This window comes from Mycobacterium sp. 852014-50255_SCH5639931, from assembly GCF_001665605.1.
Taxonomy (GTDB): domain Bacteria; phylum Actinomycetota; class Actinomycetes; order Mycobacteriales; family Mycobacteriaceae; genus Mycobacterium; species Mycobacterium paraffinicum.
In genome coordinates this window covers 1-15,719 of the sequence record NZ_LZSV01000018.1, presented here as the reverse complement: position 1 = coordinate 15,719, position 15,719 = coordinate 1, and the positions used below count along the sequence as shown (strand labels likewise).

The window sequence follows — 15,719 nt, the reverse complement described above, 5'->3', positions numbered from 1 at the left end:
TCCATTCCAATGCGGGTCGCTAGCCGCGCAGTTCGGCGCCGACCGCCTCGGCGGCGCGTCGCACCGCGGCGTCGCGGGCCGCGCTGGCGTCGTCCTCGGTCAGCGTGCGATCCGGGGCGCGGAAACGCAGGGCGAAGGTCAGCGATTTGCGGTCCTCCCCGAGCTGCGGGCCGGTGAAGACGTCGAAAAGTTGCAGGTCTTCCAGCAGCTCGCCGGCGCCCTCCCGGACGGCGTCGGCCACCGCCTGGGCGGGCACGTGCGCGGGCACCACCAGGCTGAGGTCCTGGAAGACGGCCGGGAACGGCGACACCCTGGGCGCCGGCAGCGCCTGGACGATGGGGATCGCGTCGAGGTTCAGTTCGACGGCGCAGGTGCCCTTCGGCAGGTTGGACCGCTCGATCACGGCAGGGTGCAGTTGCCCGGCGTGACCGACGACGGTCTCCCCGACGAGCACCTCGGCGCACCGGCCCGGGTGCCATGGCAGGCGCTGGGCCGCCCGCAGGCTCACCTCGACGCCGCTGGCGCGGGCGATGATGCGCGCCGCTTCGAACGCGTCGGCGGCTTCGGCCCGGCGGCCGGGACCCCAGGGGCCGCGCCGTTCGCGCAGGCCCGCCAGCACCACCGCGACGTGCTGCGGCTGGCGGGGCAGCGAGGCGTCCAGCAGGGCGATCTCGTGGTCGGTGGGCCGGCGGTGCACGGGAATGGGCTGCACTCCGCGGGTCTGCTCGGTCGGTTGCACCACCTGCGCCAGGGCATACAGCGCGACGTCCACCAGCCCGCGGGATACGTTGCGCACCAACGCTTCCAGCAGCGCGGGCAGCAACGTGGTGGCCAGGTGCGGGCGGTCGGTCTCCAGCGGGTTGAGCACCTGCGTGGTGGCGCGTCGCGGGTCGTCTTCCGGCAGGCCCCAAAGGTCGAACACGCCTGCGGGCAGGAACGGCGTCGGCAGGATTTCGACGTACCCCGATTGCGCGAGCGACTTGCCGATGGCGCGACGACGCTTCTGCCCCGCGGTGAGGCCCCGGCCCGCCGGGGCCGCGGGCAGCACCGACGGGATGGCCTCCAGCCCCTCCAGCCGCAGCACCTCCTCGACCAGGTCGGCGGGCTGCAGCAGGTCGGGCCGCCAACTCGGCGGCGTCACGGTCAACGTGTCGCCGTCGCCGGTCACGTAACACCCGATTTGCGTCAGGCGCCGCGCGGTGGCGCCCGGCGGGTAGGCCACCCCGGCGACGCGGTCGGGCAGGTCGGCCGGGATCCGGACCGGCGGTAGCGACCAGTCGTCGGTCGGCGGGTCTCCCCGCCAATCGGTCAGCTTCTCCGATACCGCTCCCCCGGCGATCTCGACGAGCAGCGCCGCGCAGCGGTCCAGTGCGGCCACCGAGACGGCCGGGTCCACCCCGCGCTCGTAGCGCCGGGCGGCCTCGCTGGGCAGGTGCAACCGGCGCTGGGTGCGCGAGACGGCTGCCGGGTCCCAGACGGCGGCCTCCAGCAGCACTTCGGTGGAGTCGGCGCGCACCTCGGTGCTGGCCGCGCCCATCACGCCGCCGATCGCCGCGGTCGCCCGGTCGTCGACGATCAGGACGTCGGCCGGATCGAGCCGGCGCTCGACGTCGTCCAGGGTGACGACCGTCTCGCCGGGCCGGGCGAATCGCACGACCAGGCCTCCGGAGATGCGGTCGCAGTCATGCGCGTGCATGGGGTGACCGAGTTCGAGCATCACGTAGTTGGTGACGTCCACCGCCGGCGACGTCGCGCGGATCCCGGCCAGCAGCAGCCGCCGTTGCAGCCACCACGGCGACACCGCCGCGGGGTCGATCCCGGTGACGGGCCGCAGGGCGAACCGGCGCACGCCGGTCTCCGCGTCCACCGTGAGCGGCCACGCCTCCCCTTCGGCCGGCAACGGCTTGATGTCCGCGGGGTCGACGAAGTTCAGGTCGTAGGCGCAGGCGATCTCGCGGGCCAGCCCGCGCACCGACATGCCGTAGCCCCGGTCGGGGGTGATCGCCAGGTGAAAGACCACGTCGTCCAATCCCAGCACCGTGGCGCCGTCGGCGCCCGGCTCGGCCGTGCCGGCCGGCAGCACCAGGATCCCGGAATGGTCAGCACCCAAGCCGAGTTCGGCCGCCGAGCAGATCATGCCGTCCGAGTCGCGGCCGTAGGTCTTGCGCGCCGTGATCGCAAACCCGCCCGGCAGCGTGGTGCCGGGCAACGCCACGACCACCAGATCACTGACTACGAAATTCGTTGCCCCGCAGACGATGTCGCGCTCCGCGCCGTCGCCGACATCGACCCGGCAGGCGCGGATCGGCTTTTTGAAGCCGGTGAGCTCCTCGATGCTCGTCACCCGTCCCACGGCCAGCGGCCCGTCGACCGGGCCGAGGGTGACGACCTCCTCGACCTCGTGGCCGATGCGCACCAGCGTCTGCTCGAGATCACCGGGGGCGACGTCCCAGCCAGGCGAGCCCGCCGCTACCACTTCCCGCAGCCAGCTGTAGGGGATGCGCATCAGGCACCCACCCCGAACGGCAACGAGAACCGGACATCGCCCTCGACCATGTCGCGCATGTCGGGTATGCCGTTGCGGAACTGCAGGGTGCGTTCCAGGCCCATGCCGAACGCAAATCCGGAGTAGACGTCCGGGTCAATCCCGGCTGCCCGCAACACGTTCGGGTGCACCATGCCGCAGCCGCCCCACTCCACCCAGCCGGCGCCGCCCTTCTTGCCGACGAACCACACGTCGACCTCGGCGGAGGGCTCGGTGAACGGGAAAAAGTGCGGGCGGATCCGGGTGCGCGCCTCCGGGCCGAACTCGGCCCGGGCGAACGCGTCGAGGGTGCCCCGCAGATGCGCCATGGACAGACCCCGGTCCACTGCCAGCCCCTCGACCTGGTGGAAGACCGGCGTGTGGGTGGCGTCGAGCTCGTCGGTGCGGAAGGTGCGGCCGATCGAGATGATGTAGACGGGCAGCTCGTGGGCCAGCAGGGTGCGCACCTGCACCGGCGACGTGTGGGTGCGCAGCAGCTGCCGGGAGTCGTCCGGCGCGATGTAAAAGGTGTCCTGCTCGCTGCGCGCCGGGTGGTCCGCGGGGAAGTTGAGGGCGTCGAAGTTGAACTGCTCGGTCTCGACTTCCGGCCCCTCCGCCAGCTCCCACCCCATCGCGACGAAGGTGTCGGCGATGTGGTCGGCGAGCTGGGTGATCGGGTGCCGGGCGCCGATCGGCTGCCGGCTTGACGGCAGGGTGACGTCGATGCCCTCGGCGGCCAGCACCGCCGCGTCGCGTTCGGCGCGCAGCGCCGCCAGTCGATCCTCGTAGCTGCGCTGCACTTCGGTTCGCGCGGAATTGACCCGCTTGCCCGCGTCGGCCCGCTCGTCCTTGGGGACGCTGCCCAGCGCCTGGCGGGCCAGCGCCAGCGGTGAGCGGTCACCGAGGTGCTCGGTCTTCACACGCGCCAGCGCGTCCAGATCGCCGGCGAGCGCGATCGCCTCCCGGGCGGCGCCGACCGCCGTGGCCAAGGCGTCCGGTGACAGGTCGACGGGCTGAGCACCCACGCGGCGACACTCTCCTTGCTGATGAAGGGCTGGGGAGGAAGCTTGCCCAGCGGCAAGTGCCGATCATAGTGATGCGGTGCGTGCAGCCCGGCGGGCGCTTCGGACTAACGGCGGGCGGACGGCCTAGCCGGTTGTGACGGGCTGCGCACCGGTCAGCGCGTGCTCGTCCAGCACCGCGCTGCGCCCGGAGACGAACTGCACGAGCTTGTGCGCGGCCAGCGCGCCCAGGACGCCGAAGGCGGGCGCCGCGGCCATCGTTCCCCAGTGGTGGGCCAGCAGTAGAAAGCCGAAGCCAGACGAGGCGGCCAGCATCATGATGCGCACCGGCGTCCAGTGGATGGGCTGGCGGAGCCGGGCGGAGACCAGCACGCCCAACACCACGGCGACGGTGTGACCGGCGTCGGTGAAATCGCCGCCGATGATCGCCGAGGAGGTGCCGGCCGCCACCCACCAGCCGACCCAGGCGGCCCGCCAGCGCTGGGGAATCACCGCCGTCATCGCTCCGAGCACCGCCAGGGCGCCGTAGCTCATCCCGACATCGCTGGCCCGGGTGATCGACAGTGGCATCCACTCGAACTCGACCGCGGCGGCCAGGGCGGCGGCCACGAGCAGCGTCGCGCCGATGTGACCGACGAGGAACGCCACCACCAGCCGAATGGTGCGCAGGTGCAGCTCGCCGAGCGCGAGCAGGCAGGTCAGGAACGGTAACCAGAAGTAGAGCGGACCGGCGTCGACGACCAGCGCGCTGCCCAGCAGCGTGCCCACGTGGCCATGGGCGAGGTTGTGCAGGTTGGTGCTGGCCCGCTCGACCAGCACGTCGTGCGCGTGCGGCCCGAGCGCCAGGATGGCACCGCTGACGGCAAGCAGCATCGCCACGTATCCCACCGTGAACTGGACCCGGGCGAGCCGGGCGAAGATGCCCCCAAACATTGCATCCATTATGTCGACTAATTTGTTTCGGAAGTGTGATCGGGCGCTGTCAACTCCCTATGAGTCCGCAAACGATATATCGCTAAGTCGGACGGGACGCCCGTAGTTTTGCCCGCGAACACCGGTTTACGTGCGCGTTTGGCCACGACGCCCATCGCGTCCAGTTCGCTCTGGGTGATCAGGTCGAGTGTCGAACCTGACACCATGACCCCGCCCTTAGTGGCCCGTTCCATCACCCGCGCGGCGATGTTGACGTCGACACCGAGCCAGTCCGCCGCCAACCGCTGGGGCCGCCCGGTGTGGATCCCGACCCGCATCCGCGGCGTGTAGCCCGCCACCTCGACCGACTTCAACGCCTCCTTGGCGGCCAGGACGGCCCGCACCGCGACCGTGGGATCGCCGAAGACGGCCATCAGACCGTCACCCATCCGTTTGACGATTTGGCCACCGGCGTCCAGCAGCGGCGACTCGATGGCCCGCGCCACCTGGCGCAGCAGGGTGAGCGCCGCCTCGTCACCGGCCTGCAAGGACCACGACGAGAAGCCGACCAGGTCGGTGAACACCAACGTCACCTCGGGATTCGCGGGACGTCGGGCGACCGACTCGATCAGCGCCTGCCACACCTGCAACAGCCCGAGGCTGACCTCACGCGACACCGCGTCGCGATCCCCCAGCAGCCGGTCGGCGGCTCGCGCCGCGGCGCGCGGTCCACCCTCGCCGGCCGTGGACAGCGGGTCGCCGAACTCGGGATCGCCGGGTAGCAGACGCCGCGCCCGGCGGATGAACGCCACCGCGCCGGGATTGTGATTCCGGTTGTGCAACCACTGCGAGGCGCCGTGCGCCGAGACCGCGGAATGCGGCGGCGAATCGGGCTCGCCCGAGTCCGAGTCGCGATGCGCGAGTTCCACCTGGCCAGGTTATTTGGTTCTGGCGGAGGCGGGCAATGAAGGCCCCACGGTTTGTGTCACAGCTCGCAACGTATCGCCTGATCACAGGGGCGCCACACCGCTATGGACGCTGCATAACACCCGCCGGCGCGCACGGCCGAAATCGTAGACAACGCGCGTTGTCAAAGTTATCGTGAGCCGAGGAGGCCGAGATGACTGCCATTCCAATGAGATCCGACGATCCGCTCGGACCCGATTCCCTGACCTGGAAGTACTTCGGCGATCTACGCACGGGAATGATGGGCGTCTGGATCGGCGCGATCCAGAACATGTATCCGGAGCTGGGCGCGGGCGTCGAGGAGCATTCGATCCTGCTGCGCGAGCCCCTGCAGCGGGTGGCCCGCTCGGTGTACCCGATCATGGGCGTCGTCTACGACGGCGACCGGGCGGCCCAGACGGGGCGGCAGATCAAGAGCTACCACCACACCATCAAGGGCGTCGACGCGTCCGGCCGGCGGTATCACGCGCTGAACCCCGAAACCTTCTATTGGGCCCACGCCACCTTCTTCATGCTGGTGATCAAGGTGGCTGAGTACTTCTGCGGGGGCTTGACGGAGGCCGAGAAGCGGCAGCTGTTCGACGAGCACGTGCGGTGGTACCGGATGTATGGGATGAGCATGCGACCGGTGCCCACCTCGTGGGAGGAGTTCTGCGAGTACTGGGATCGGGTCTGCCGCGAGGAATTGGAAATCAACCAGGCGACGCTGGACATCTTCCAAATCCGGATCCCCAAGCCGAAATTCGTGCTGGTGCCGACGCCGATCTGGGACCAGATGTTCAGGCCGCTGGTCGCCGGCCAGCGCTGGATCGCGGCGGGCTTGTTCGAGCCCGCGGTTCGCGAGAAGGCGGGCATGCGCTGGACGCCGGGCGACGAGGTGCTGCTGCGCCTGTTCGGCAAGTTCGTCGAACTGGCCTTCCTGGCGGTTCCCGACGAGATTCGGCTGCACCCCCGTGCGCTGGCCGCGTACCGCCGGGCCGAGGGGCGACTGCCCAGCAACGCGCCGTTGGTGGAGGCTCCGCCGTTCATGGCGCCGCCGCGCGACCGCCGCGGCCTGCCCATGCATTACTTCCCTCCCCGTCCGCGGTCGCCGCTCGATCCCGCGAAGGCCCTCATGGAGCGCGCCGGCTCGCTGGTGCACGGGACGCTGTCGCTGGCGGGTCTGCGGCCCGCCCGGGGTCGCGTCAGGGCCGCTTGAACATGCCCAGCGCCTGCGCGCTCTGGTAGAGGCAGATGGCCGCGGCCGAGGCCACGTTCAGGCTCTCGGCACCGCCGGCCATCGGGATGCGCATGCGGTGATCGGCCGCCGCCGCGATTTCGGTTGGCAGACCCTGTGATTCGGGCCCGAACAACCACGCGGTCGGCCTGGCGAGCAGTGCCGCGGCGTCGTCGAGGCGCGTCTCGCCGTCCACCGTGGTCGCCAGCACCTGCAGCCCCGCGGCGCGCACGGCGCCCAGCGCGGCGGCCGCGTCGGGCGCGGCGACCACCGGAATCGAGAAGATGCTGCCGGTCGAGGCACGGAGACACTTGCCGTTGTACGGGTCGACGCTGTGCCCGCCGAGGATCACACCCTGCGCGCCCATGGCGTCGGCGATGCGAATGACCGTGCCGGCGTTGCCCGGCTCGCCGATCTCGACGGCGACCGCGATCAGCCGGGGCGAACCGGCCAGCACGTCCGCCAGGCCGGTCGCCGGCATTTCGCAGACGGCGACCAGTCCGGCGGGGGTGACGGTGTCGGATAGCGCCTTTGCGGCCCGCTCGCTGACCAGATGGACCGGACAGCGCTGCGCGCCAAGCAAAGCCGCATACCGCTGCGACGCGGTTTCGGTGACGAAGACGTCGCGGACCAGACCGCGGGCGGCCGCCGCCTCGACCAGGTTGGGGCCTTCGGCCAGGAATCGGCCCGCCCGCCGCCGGCCGACGTGGCGATGCAGTTTGACCGCCGCGGCGACCCGGGCCGAACGTTCGGTCAGCACCTGCACCCGGGAGCCGGTTAGGCGGCCTCTCCGGAATCCGAGGGTGCGTTCACGTCCTCGGGCAGTGCGGCCCGGGCGACGTCAACCAGCGCGGTGAATGCCGCGGGATCGGTGATCGCGATGTCGGCGAGGTTCTTGCGGTCCACTTCCACACCGGCGGCCTTCAAACCCTGGATCAGCCGGTTGTAGGTGATGTCGTTGGCGCGGGCCGCCGCATTGATCCGCGAGATCCACAGTTTCCGGAACTCGCCCTTGCGCGCGCGGCGGTCGCGGTAGGCGTAGTTCAACGAATGCAGCTGCTGCTCTTTGGCTTTGCGGTAGAGCCGCGAGCGCTGGCCGCGATAGCCCTTCGAGGCCTTGAGAATGCTGCGCCTCTTCTTGTGGGCGTTGACCGCCCGCTTCACGCGTGCCATGGGTGTTCCTACTCTCGTTCTAAGTCAATGGGTCGGGTGCCGGCACCGACGGGTCCCGGCGCTCGGCTTGTTGAAGGTCAGCCGTTCAGCAGCTTGTTAATCCGCTTGGTGTCGTTGGCCGCCACGGTCGTGCGGCCTTCCAGCCGGCGAGTCCGGGTGGACGGCTTGTGCTCTAACAGGTGCCGACGGTTCGCCTTTTCGCGCAGGATCTTGCCGGTTCCGGTGCGCCGGAACCGCTTCGAAGCCCCGCTGTGGGTCTTGGCCTTGGGCATGTTTCCTCTACTTCTCAAATTCTCGCTATTTGGTCTAGGTCAGTTGGGTGAAGGGGTGTCGGCGCCCGCGTCGGCGTCCGATGCCGCGCCGTCCCCTGGTCCTTCGGGGTGCCGCGCCCTGGCACGAGTCTTCGCGCCTCGGTGCGGGGCCAGCACCATCGTCATGTTGCGGCCGTCCTGCTTGGCGGACGTCTCGACGAAGCCGTATTCGGCGACGTCCGCGCCCAGCCGCTGCAACAGGCGGTAGCCCAGCTCGGGCCGCGACTGCTCACGTCCGCGGAACATGATGGTGACCTTCACCTTCGAACCCGCCTCCAGGAAGCGGATCACGTGACCCTTCTTGGTCTCGTAATCGTGATCGTCGATCTTCGGTCGCAGTTTTTGCTCTTTGACGACGGTCTGCTGCTGGTTCCGGCGGGATTCGCGCGCCTTTTGCGCCGCCTCGTATTTGAACTTGCCGTAGTCCATGATCTTGCAGACCGGGGGTCTGGCGTTCGGGGCGACTTCGACAAGGTCGAGATCGGCGTCCGCAGCGACGCGAAGTGCGTCTTCGATGCGCACTATGCCTACCTGCTCTCCCCCGGGGCCGATCAATCTGACTTCAGGTACGCGGATGCGCTCGTTGACGCGGGTCTCAGTGCTGATGGGGCCTCCCTTGTTGGGCTTATAGGTATCCTGCGCTCGCGGCCAGGGCCTCGGTCGGGAGTCAGCGGCGGAAACACCACACCACCAGCAGAAAAGCCCTGCAATAGCAGGGCCCAATGCCGACCGATCACGGCTTGCAACTGGTCAAGCCGCCCGCGTTGCTCGCGGAACAGACATGCGCGATGCCTGTGACCGGACCGCCAAGCCTTGAAGGAAACTTCGTGGCACGCGGTGGGAGTGGGACTCCACTTACTGTTCCTGGCCTTCGCCGGGATGGTCGCGGACGCTAGTTTAGCAGCCACGGGGCGGCTTTTTGCACTTCGCCCCCGCCCCCGTCCGGCGCGCACGAGCACGCTTTGGCGACCGGACCAATTATTGCTAGCCCCACTTAGCGCTTCGCCAAGCTTTTCACGGATTGAGGGCATATCCTCGCGGTCTGTGACACTCGCTTCATCTCGTTCGGGGTCCCGTTCGGGGACTCGCGGCCGGTCGCAATCCCGGTATCGCTGGGTACCGGCGGCGGCCGGGTGGATCGTGGGCGTCATCGCCACCGTGTCCCTGCTGGCCAGCGTGTCCCCGGCGATCCGGTGGCTGATCAAGGTCCCCCGCGAGTTCATCAACAACTACCTGTTCAACTTCCCCGACACCAGCATCGCGTGGTCGTTCGTGCTCGCATTGCTGGCCGCGGCGCTGACCGCCCGGAAACGGATCGCCTGGCTGGTGTTGCTCGGCCAGATGATCCTTGCCGCCGGCCTGAACGTCGCCGACATGGCCGCGGGCGACAACACCGCGGCCGAGACCTTCGGGGAGAACCTCGGGTTCGCGGTGCACATCGTCGCGATCGTGCTGCTGGTGCTGGCATACCGGGAGTTCTGGGCCAAGGTCCGCAAAGGCGCCATGGTCAAGGCGGCCGCGGTGCTGGTCGCGGGGGACGTGGTCGGAATCCTCGTCTCGTGGGGTCTGGTGGAGTTGTGGCCCGGAACGCTGGCGCGCCCGGACCGCCTGCCCTACGTGGCCAACCGGGTCGTCGGATTCGCCCTGGCCGATCCGGACCTGTTCACCGGCAAGCCGCACGTGTTCCTCAACGCGATCTTCGGCCTGTTCGGAGCGCTGGCGCTGATCCTGGCGACCATCGTGCTCTTCCAATCCCAGCGCGCCGAGAATGCGCTCACGGGCGAGGACGAGTCGGCCATCCGCGGGCTCCTCGAGCTGTACGGCAAGCACGACTCGCTCGGATACTTCGCGACCCGCCGCGACAAGTCGGTGGTGTTCGCGCAGAGCGGCCGCGCCGCCATCACCTACCGCGTCGAGGTCGGCGTATGCCTGGCCAGTGGCGACCCGATCGGCGACCCGCGGTCGTGGCCGCAGGCCATCGACGCCTGGCTGGGCCTGTGCCAGGCGTACGGCTGGGCGCCGGGCGTCATGGGCGCCAGCACGCAGGGGGCGCGCGTCTACCGGGAGGCCGGGCTGAACGCGCTCGAGTTGGGCGACGAGGCGATCCTGCGGACCGCCGATTTCCGGCTGTCCGGTCCCGACATGCGCGGGGTGCGCCAAGCCGTCACTCGGGCCCGCCGGGCCGGGCTGACCCTGCGCATCCGCCGGCACCGCGACATCTCGACCGAGGAGATGGCCCAGACCATCACCCGCGCCGACGCCTGGCGCGACACCCAGACCGAGCGCGGCTTTTCCATGGCGCTCGGCCGGCTGGGCGATCCGGCGGACGGGGATTGCCTGCTGGTCGAAGCGCTGGACCGCGACGGCGCCGTCGTCGCGATGCTGTCGCTGGTCCCGTGGGGAACCACCGGGGTCTCCCTGGACTTGATGCGCCGCTCGCCGCAATCCCCCAACGGCACCATCGAGCTCATGGTCAGCGAGCTCGCGCTGACCGCCGAAACCCTTGGCATCAGCCGCATTTCGTTGAACTTCGCGATGTTCCGCTCGGCGTTCGAACAGGGCGCGCAACTCGGCGCAGGCCCGGTCGCCCGGCTGTGGCGGGGGCTGCTCCTGTTCTTCTCGCGGTGGTGGCAGCTGGAGACGCTGTACCGGTCGAACATGAAGTACCAACCGGAATGGGTTCCGCGCTACGCCTGCTACGAGGACGCGCGCCTGATCCCCCGGGTCGGCGTCGCCTCGGTGATCGCCGAGGGCTTCCTGGTGCTGCCGTTCACCCGGCGCGACAAGGTGCACACCGGCCATCACCCCGCCGTGCCGCCCAGGCTGGCGGAGTCGGGCCTGCTGCACCACGACGGCTCGGCGCCCGACGTCAGCGAGTTACAACAACGACGCGACGACGCGGAACTCGAAGAGTCGAGGGCCCGCCTGCCCGAGCAGGTGCGGGTGCGCCTGGCAAAACTGAAGATATTGCGGCGCAACGGCATTGATGCCTACCCGGTGGGATGCCCGCCCAGCCACACCGTCTCCCGGGCGCTGGACGCCGACGATCAGGAAACCGTCTCCGTGGCGGGCCGGATATTGCGGATACGCGACTACGGCGGGGTGCTGTTCGCCCAGCTGCGGGACTGGTCGGGCGAATTGCAGGTGCTGCTGGACAATTCACGCCTGGAGCACGGCCGCACCGCGGACTTCACCGCGGCCATCGACCTCGGCGACCTGGTCGAGATGGCCGGGCACATGGGCTTTTCCAAGAACGGAACCCGCTCGTTGATCGTGCGCGACTGGCGGATGATCGGTAAGTGCCTGCGGCCGCTGCCGAACAAGTGGAAGGGGCTGACCGACCCCGAGGCGCGGGTGCGGACCCGCTACGTCGACCTGGCGGTCAATCCCGAGTCGCGCGAGCTGGTCACGGCCCGCAGCAGCGTCCTGCGCTCCGTCCGGGAAACGTTGTTCGCCAAGGGGTTCATCGAGGTCGAGACGCCGATCCTGCAGCAGATCCACGGCGGAGCCACCGCCCGGCCGTTCGTCACCCACATCAACACCTACGACATGGACCTGTTCCTGCGGATCGCGCCGGAGCTGTACCTGAAGCGGTTGTGCGTCGGCGGCGTGGAGCGGGTGTTCGAGTTGGGCCGGGCCTTCCGCAACGAGGGGGTCGACTTCAGCCACAACCCGGAGTTCACGCTGCTGGAGGCCTACCAGGCGCATGCCGATTACACGGTGTGGATCGACGGCAGCCGGGAGCTCATTCAAAACGCCGCGCAGGCCGCCCACGGCGAGCAGACCGTGCTGCGGCCCGGCGCCGACGGCCGCCTGGAACCGGTCGACATCTCCGGGGACTGGCCGGTGAAGACCGTGCACGACGCGGTGTCCGAGGCGCTCGGGGAACACATCGATCCCGACACCCCGTTGTCCGTTTTGCGCAAATTCTCCGACGCCGCCCACATTCCGTATCGGGCGCAGTGGGACGCCGGCGCGGTGGTGCTCGAGCTCTACGAGCACCTGGTCGAGGACCGAACCGAGCGGCCGACCTTCTACATCGACTTCCCGACGTCCGTCTCGCCGTTGACTCGGCCGCACCGCAGCCGGCGCGGCGTCGCCGAGCGGTGGGACCTGGTGGCCTGGGGGGTCGAGCTGGGGACCGCGTACAGCGAGCTCACCGACCCGGTGGAGCAGCGCCGCCGCCTGCAGGAGCAATCGCTGCTGGCGGCCGGCGGCGACCCGGAGGCGATGGAACTCGACGAGGACTTCCTGCAGGCCATGGAGTACGCGATGCCGCCCACCGGCGGGCTCGGCATGGGCATCGATCGGCTCGTCATGCTCATAACCGGCCGCAGCATTCGCGAAACGCTGCCATTTCCGCTGGCCAAGCCCCACTAGGCGGCTTGGGACACGCAGGCGGTCCCATGGCGAACATTCGGTGAATATGTTCCAGGCCGGTTAACAATGGATCACAATGAATGCCGTGACCGCGTCGACGATCAATGCCACGACGCAGTTGCTGGCAAGTAGCCACACCTCGCTGATGCACGGCTGGGTGCCCACCACGATCCAGGTGGTGACCGCGGTCGTGCTGACCCTGGCCGTCGGCTGGCGGTCGCGTCGCTGGCGGACCGTGTGGTTGCCGGCGGCTGCGCTGGCCGGCGCTGCCGTGGCCTATCTGACGCACTGGTACATCGTCGACCGCGGCCTGTCCGACGAACCCGCGCCCGCGGCACTGTGGCTCTGGATCACGTTGACCGGCATGGCGGTGGCGGTGCTGGTCCTGGGGTGGCGCGGCGCTCGCCGCTGGCGGCGTGGGGCGGGCCTGCTGGCCGTGCCGTTGTGCGCGCTGTGTGCTGCGCTGGTGCTCAACCTGTGGGTCGGCTACTTCCCCACCGTGCAGGCCGCGTGGAACCAGATCACCTCCGGTCCCCTGCCCGACCAGACCGACCCGGCCACCGTCACCGCGATGGCCGCCAAACGGGCGCGGCCACCGCACGGCAGCGTGGTTCCGGTGGTGATCCCTTCTGACGCCTCGCATTTCAAGCACCGCGGTGAGCTGGTTTACCTGCCGCCCGAGTGGTTCACCAGCAGCCCGCCGCCGGCGCTGCCGACGGTCATGATGATCGGCGGCCAGTTCAACACCCCGGCCGACTGGACCCGCGCGGGCAACGCGGTCAAGACGATCGACGACTTCGCGGCCGCCCACGACGGCAAGGCCCCGGTGCTGGTCTTCGTCGACTCCGGCGGGGCCTTCAACAACGACACCGAATGCGTCAACGGCGTCCGCGGTAACGCCGCCGACCATCTGACCAAAGACGTTGTGCCGTACATGGTTTCCAAGTTCGGCGTCAGCCGCGACCGGTCGCACTGGGGCGTCGCGGGCTGGTCGATGGGCGGCACCTGCGCGGTCGACCTGACCGTCATGCACCCCGACATGTTCAGCGCGTTCGTCGACGTCGCGGGCGACTTCTTCCCCAACGCCGGAAACAAGACCCAAACCATCGCGCGGCTCTTCGGCGGAAACCCCGACGCGTGGGCGGCATTCGACCCGACCACGGTGATCAGCCGGCACGGCCCCTATAGCGACGTCGCCGGCTGGTTCGCCATCTCCTCAGATGGCCCGCCCGCCACGCGCCACGACCCGATGATGACCGACAGCGGCGCGATCCGTCTCGCCAGCCGGGAAGCCGCCGCCGACCCCGGCAACCAGACGGCGGCCGCTTACTCGCTGTGCGCACTCGGGCGCGCCAACGGAATCGACTGCGCGGTGCAGGCGCAGCCGGGCAAGCACGATTGGCCGTTCGCCGACCGGGTCTTCGCCGCCGCGCTGCCGTGGCTGGCCGGCCGGCTGGGCACGCCGGGAATCCCGCGGACCGCGTTGCCCGGCGCTGCCCCACCCGCGCCCGCCACCCCGGTCATCGTCCCGGCCGACCATTCGCCCGCCAGGCGGTAGCCCGCCGGTGTTATCCGTTGCGCGGGTCCGGCGCGCGATCTTTGCGCGGCACTGCAATCCGTGGAGCGCCTGGACCCGCTGGGCGAGCACCCCGCTGATCCTGGTGCCACCGTGGACGCGGCGCTGGAGCCATGCGGCGTGGATCGGGCTCTGGCTGGCCGTCAACCCGTTCGTTTTCGGCAAGCCGGCGCACGAGCGGGCGTGGTCGACGCGGGCGATGCTGGGCGAGGAGTTGTGGATCAGCCGTCGCCCCCGGGACGCGGCCATGGTGGTCAGCGCCCTGACATCGGTGGCCGCGCTGGCTGCCGTCGTCGCCGCGCGCCGCCGTCGCCTGCTGCCCGCGGCGGCTGCTATCGCGGTGCAGATGGCGTTGACGCTGGTGTACTGGGAGCAGATGGTGCGTTATCTGGAGCGCGAGCGGCGGGCGGGCCTTTAGTAGCGTGACCTCCATGCCCGACGAACCAACCCCACCCGATCCCGGGTACGACAGCGCCGGTGTGCCGACCTTCGAATCCGTCCGCGAGAAGATCGAAAACCGCTACGCGACATCCGTGGGCGACGCGGAATTGGACGCCGAATCGCCCGAGGGCCGCTCTGTGACCGAGCAATACGACGAGCGCGAGCGCGCCGCGGCCGAACGGTTGGCCGAGATCCGCGAGTCGATGCGCACGGATGAGGACTAGGGCAGCTGGCTTAGCGTCGGGGGGACGTCGATGAGTGAAACGCAGCCCGGTTCGCGGATCGGGAGCAGGTTCGGGCCGTACCAACTGCGCCGCCTGCTGGGCCGCGGCGGGATGGGCGAGGTCTACGAGGCCTACGACACCGTCAAGGACCGCGTGGTCGCGCTCAAGCTGGTCTCCGAGGAAGTCAGCTCCGACAACGTCTTTCGCCGGCGCATGCAACGCGAGGCCCGGACCGCTGGCCGGCTGCAGGAACCCCATATCGTGCCGATCCACGACTACGGCGAACTCGACGGTCAAGTGTTCATCGACATGCGCCTGATCGAAGGGCGTCACGTGGGCACGGAGCTGAGCCGCACCGGGCCGCTGCCACCGCCGCGCGCCGTCGCGATCGTCGAACAGGTCGCCTCCGCGCTCGACGCCGCGCACCGCGCCGGGGTCATTCATCGCGACATAAAACCCGAGAACATTCTGCTCACCGAGGGCGACTTCGCCTACCTGGTCGACTTCGGCATCGCCGCGGCCGCCACCGACCAGCGGGCGACCAGGATGACGAAAACCGGCGCCGCCATCGGCAGCTGGAACTACATGGCACCCGAGCGATTCGGCAACGACGACCCGACCTACCGCGTCGACATCTACGCTCTCGCCTGTCTGCTATTCGAATGCCTCACGGGGACAACACCTTTCCAAGCCACCAGCCTCAGCAGTCTGATGGCCGCACACCTGGTGGAGCCGATCCCGCGCCCCAGCCAACGCAATCCCGCCGTCCCGACGGCGTTCGACGAGGTCATCGCCCGCGGTATGGCAAAAGACCCCAACGACCGTTACGTCACCGCAGGCGATCTCGCGAAAGCGGCCCTGCGCGCGCTGAGCACTCCAGACCAGCACCGCGCGACCGATCTGATCCAGCAGAGCCAACACTTCGCCCCACCGCCGCGCATGGAACAGTTCCGGACCTGTCTCTTATACACATC

General features: G+C 69.5%; 14 protein-coding genes. 6 read left to right on the top strand and 8 right to left on the bottom strand.

Annotated features, from left to right (window positions below):
* Nucleotides 1–19: 19 nt before the first annotated feature.
* The 4 genes from pheT to A5758_RS11815 form a co-directional block, all read right to left on the bottom strand.
* A complete protein-coding gene (pheT, locus tag A5758_RS11830; RefSeq protein ID WP_067740044.1) occupies nt 20–2,506 on the bottom strand; it encodes a phenylalanine--tRNA ligase subunit beta in 2,487 nt (828 codons plus the stop codon).
* Nucleotides 2,506–3,549: a phenylalanine--tRNA ligase subunit alpha gene (gene pheS, locus A5758_RS11825; protein WP_067210157.1), complete on the bottom strand. Its 1,044-nt coding sequence runs from the start codon at nt 3,547–3,549 to the stop codon at nt 2,506–2,508. Before pheS ends, pheT begins: the two co-directional genes overlap by 1 nt.
* Nucleotides 3,550–3,672: 123 nt before the next feature.
* Entirely contained in the window at nt 3,673–4,479 is an 807-nt protein-coding gene (locus A5758_RS11820; RefSeq protein ID WP_067210151.1) for a rhomboid-like protein, read from the bottom strand.
* Between the two features lie 17 nt (nt 4,480–4,496).
* Entirely contained in the window at nt 4,497–5,387 is an 891-nt protein-coding gene (locus A5758_RS11815; RefSeq protein ID WP_067740042.1) for an adenylate/guanylate cyclase domain-containing protein, read from the bottom strand.
* Nucleotides 5,388–5,578: 191 nt separating this feature from the next.
* Between A5758_RS11815 and A5758_RS11810 the strand changes: the two genes are divergently transcribed.
* The gene (locus tag A5758_RS11810) at nt 5,579–6,622 is read left to right on the top strand and encodes an oxygenase MpaB family protein (RefSeq protein ID WP_067210143.1); all 1,044 of its coding nucleotides are present in this window, start codon (nt 5,579–5,581) and stop codon (nt 6,620–6,622) included.
* Here the strand turns inward: A5758_RS11810 and A5758_RS11805 are convergent.
* From A5758_RS11805 to infC, 4 genes are all read right to left on the bottom strand, one after another.
* Nucleotides 6,609–7,400, bottom strand: coding sequence for an RNA methyltransferase (locus A5758_RS11805; protein WP_067210262.1), 792 nt, complete (start codon nt 7,398–7,400; stop codon nt 6,609–6,611). The two genes, A5758_RS11810 and A5758_RS11805, sit on opposite strands and share 14 nt — an antisense overlap.
* A gap of 17 nt (nt 7,401–7,417) precedes the next feature.
* Nucleotides 7,418–7,813 (bottom strand): 50S ribosomal protein L20, encoded by a 396-nt coding sequence (rplT, locus tag A5758_RS11800; protein WP_046184507.1) that lies wholly within the window; start codon nt 7,811–7,813, stop codon nt 7,418–7,420.
* A gap of 77 nt (nt 7,814–7,890) precedes the next feature.
* A complete protein-coding gene (gene rpmI / locus A5758_RS11795; RefSeq protein WP_066953125.1) occupies nt 7,891–8,085 on the bottom strand; it encodes a 50S ribosomal protein L35 in 195 nt (64 codons plus the stop codon).
* A gap of 39 nt (nt 8,086–8,124) precedes the next feature.
* Nucleotides 8,125–8,730 carry a translation initiation factor IF-3 gene (infC, locus tag A5758_RS11790; RefSeq protein WP_082939437.1) on the bottom strand — a complete coding sequence of 202 codons (606 nt, stop codon included), beginning with the start codon at nt 8,728–8,730 and terminating at the stop codon, nt 8,125–8,127.
* A gap of 438 nt (nt 8,731–9,168) precedes the next feature.
* On the opposite strand from infC, the gene lysX reads away from it, so the two are divergent.
* From lysX to A5758_RS11765, 5 genes are all read left to right on the top strand, one after another.
* A complete protein-coding gene (gene lysX / locus A5758_RS11785) occupies nt 9,169–12,504 on the top strand; it encodes a bifunctional lysylphosphatidylglycerol synthetase/lysine--tRNA ligase LysX (protein WP_082939664.1) in 3,336 nt (1,111 codons plus the stop codon).
* A 76-nt stretch (nt 12,505–12,580) separates the two neighbouring features.
* Nucleotides 12,581–14,062, top strand: coding sequence for an alpha/beta hydrolase family protein (locus tag A5758_RS11780; RefSeq protein ID WP_197503919.1), 1,482 nt, complete (start codon nt 12,581–12,583; stop codon nt 14,060–14,062).
* A 7-nt stretch (nt 14,063–14,069) separates the two neighbouring features.
* A complete protein-coding gene (locus A5758_RS11775) occupies nt 14,070–14,498 on the top strand; it encodes a DUF6653 family protein (RefSeq protein ID WP_231987293.1) in 429 nt (142 codons plus the stop codon).
* A 13-nt stretch (nt 14,499–14,511) separates the two neighbouring features.
* On the top strand, nt 14,512–14,745 hold the full coding sequence (locus A5758_RS11770; protein WP_067740038.1) for a hypothetical protein: 234 nt from the start codon (nt 14,512–14,514) through the stop codon (nt 14,743–14,745).
* Between the two features lie 30 nt (nt 14,746–14,775).
* A partial coding sequence (locus A5758_RS11765) for a serine/threonine-protein kinase (protein ID WP_156622601.1) occupies nt 14,776–15,719 on the top strand: 944 nt, incomplete at its 3' end.

Excerpts from the sequence above, each read along its gene's own strand:
- pheT (WP_067740044.1), bottom strand. The coding sequence starts at position 2,506 with ATGCGCATCCCCTACAGCTGGCTGCGGGAAGTGGTAGCGGCGGGCTCG.
- A5758_RS11820 (WP_067210151.1), bottom strand. The coding sequence starts at position 4,479 with ATGTTTGGGGGCATCTTCGCCCGGCTCGCCCGGGTCCAGTTCACGGTG.
- A5758_RS11810 (WP_067210143.1), top strand. The coding sequence starts at position 5,579 with ATGACTGCCATTCCAATGAGATCCGACGATCCGCTCGGACCCGATTCC.
- rplT (WP_046184507.1), bottom strand. The coding sequence starts at position 7,813 with ATGGCACGCGTGAAGCGGGCGGTCAACGCCCACAAGAAGAGGCGCAGC.
- rpmI (WP_066953125.1), bottom strand. The coding sequence starts at position 8,085 with ATGCCCAAGGCCAAGACCCACAGCGGGGCTTCGAAGCGGTTCCGGCGC.
- A5758_RS11780 (WP_197503919.1), top strand. The coding sequence starts at position 12,581 with ATGAATGCCGTGACCGCGTCGACGATCAATGCCACGACGCAGTTGCTG.
- A5758_RS11770 (WP_067740038.1), top strand. The coding sequence starts at position 14,512 with ATGCCCGACGAACCAACCCCACCCGATCCCGGGTACGACAGCGCCGGT.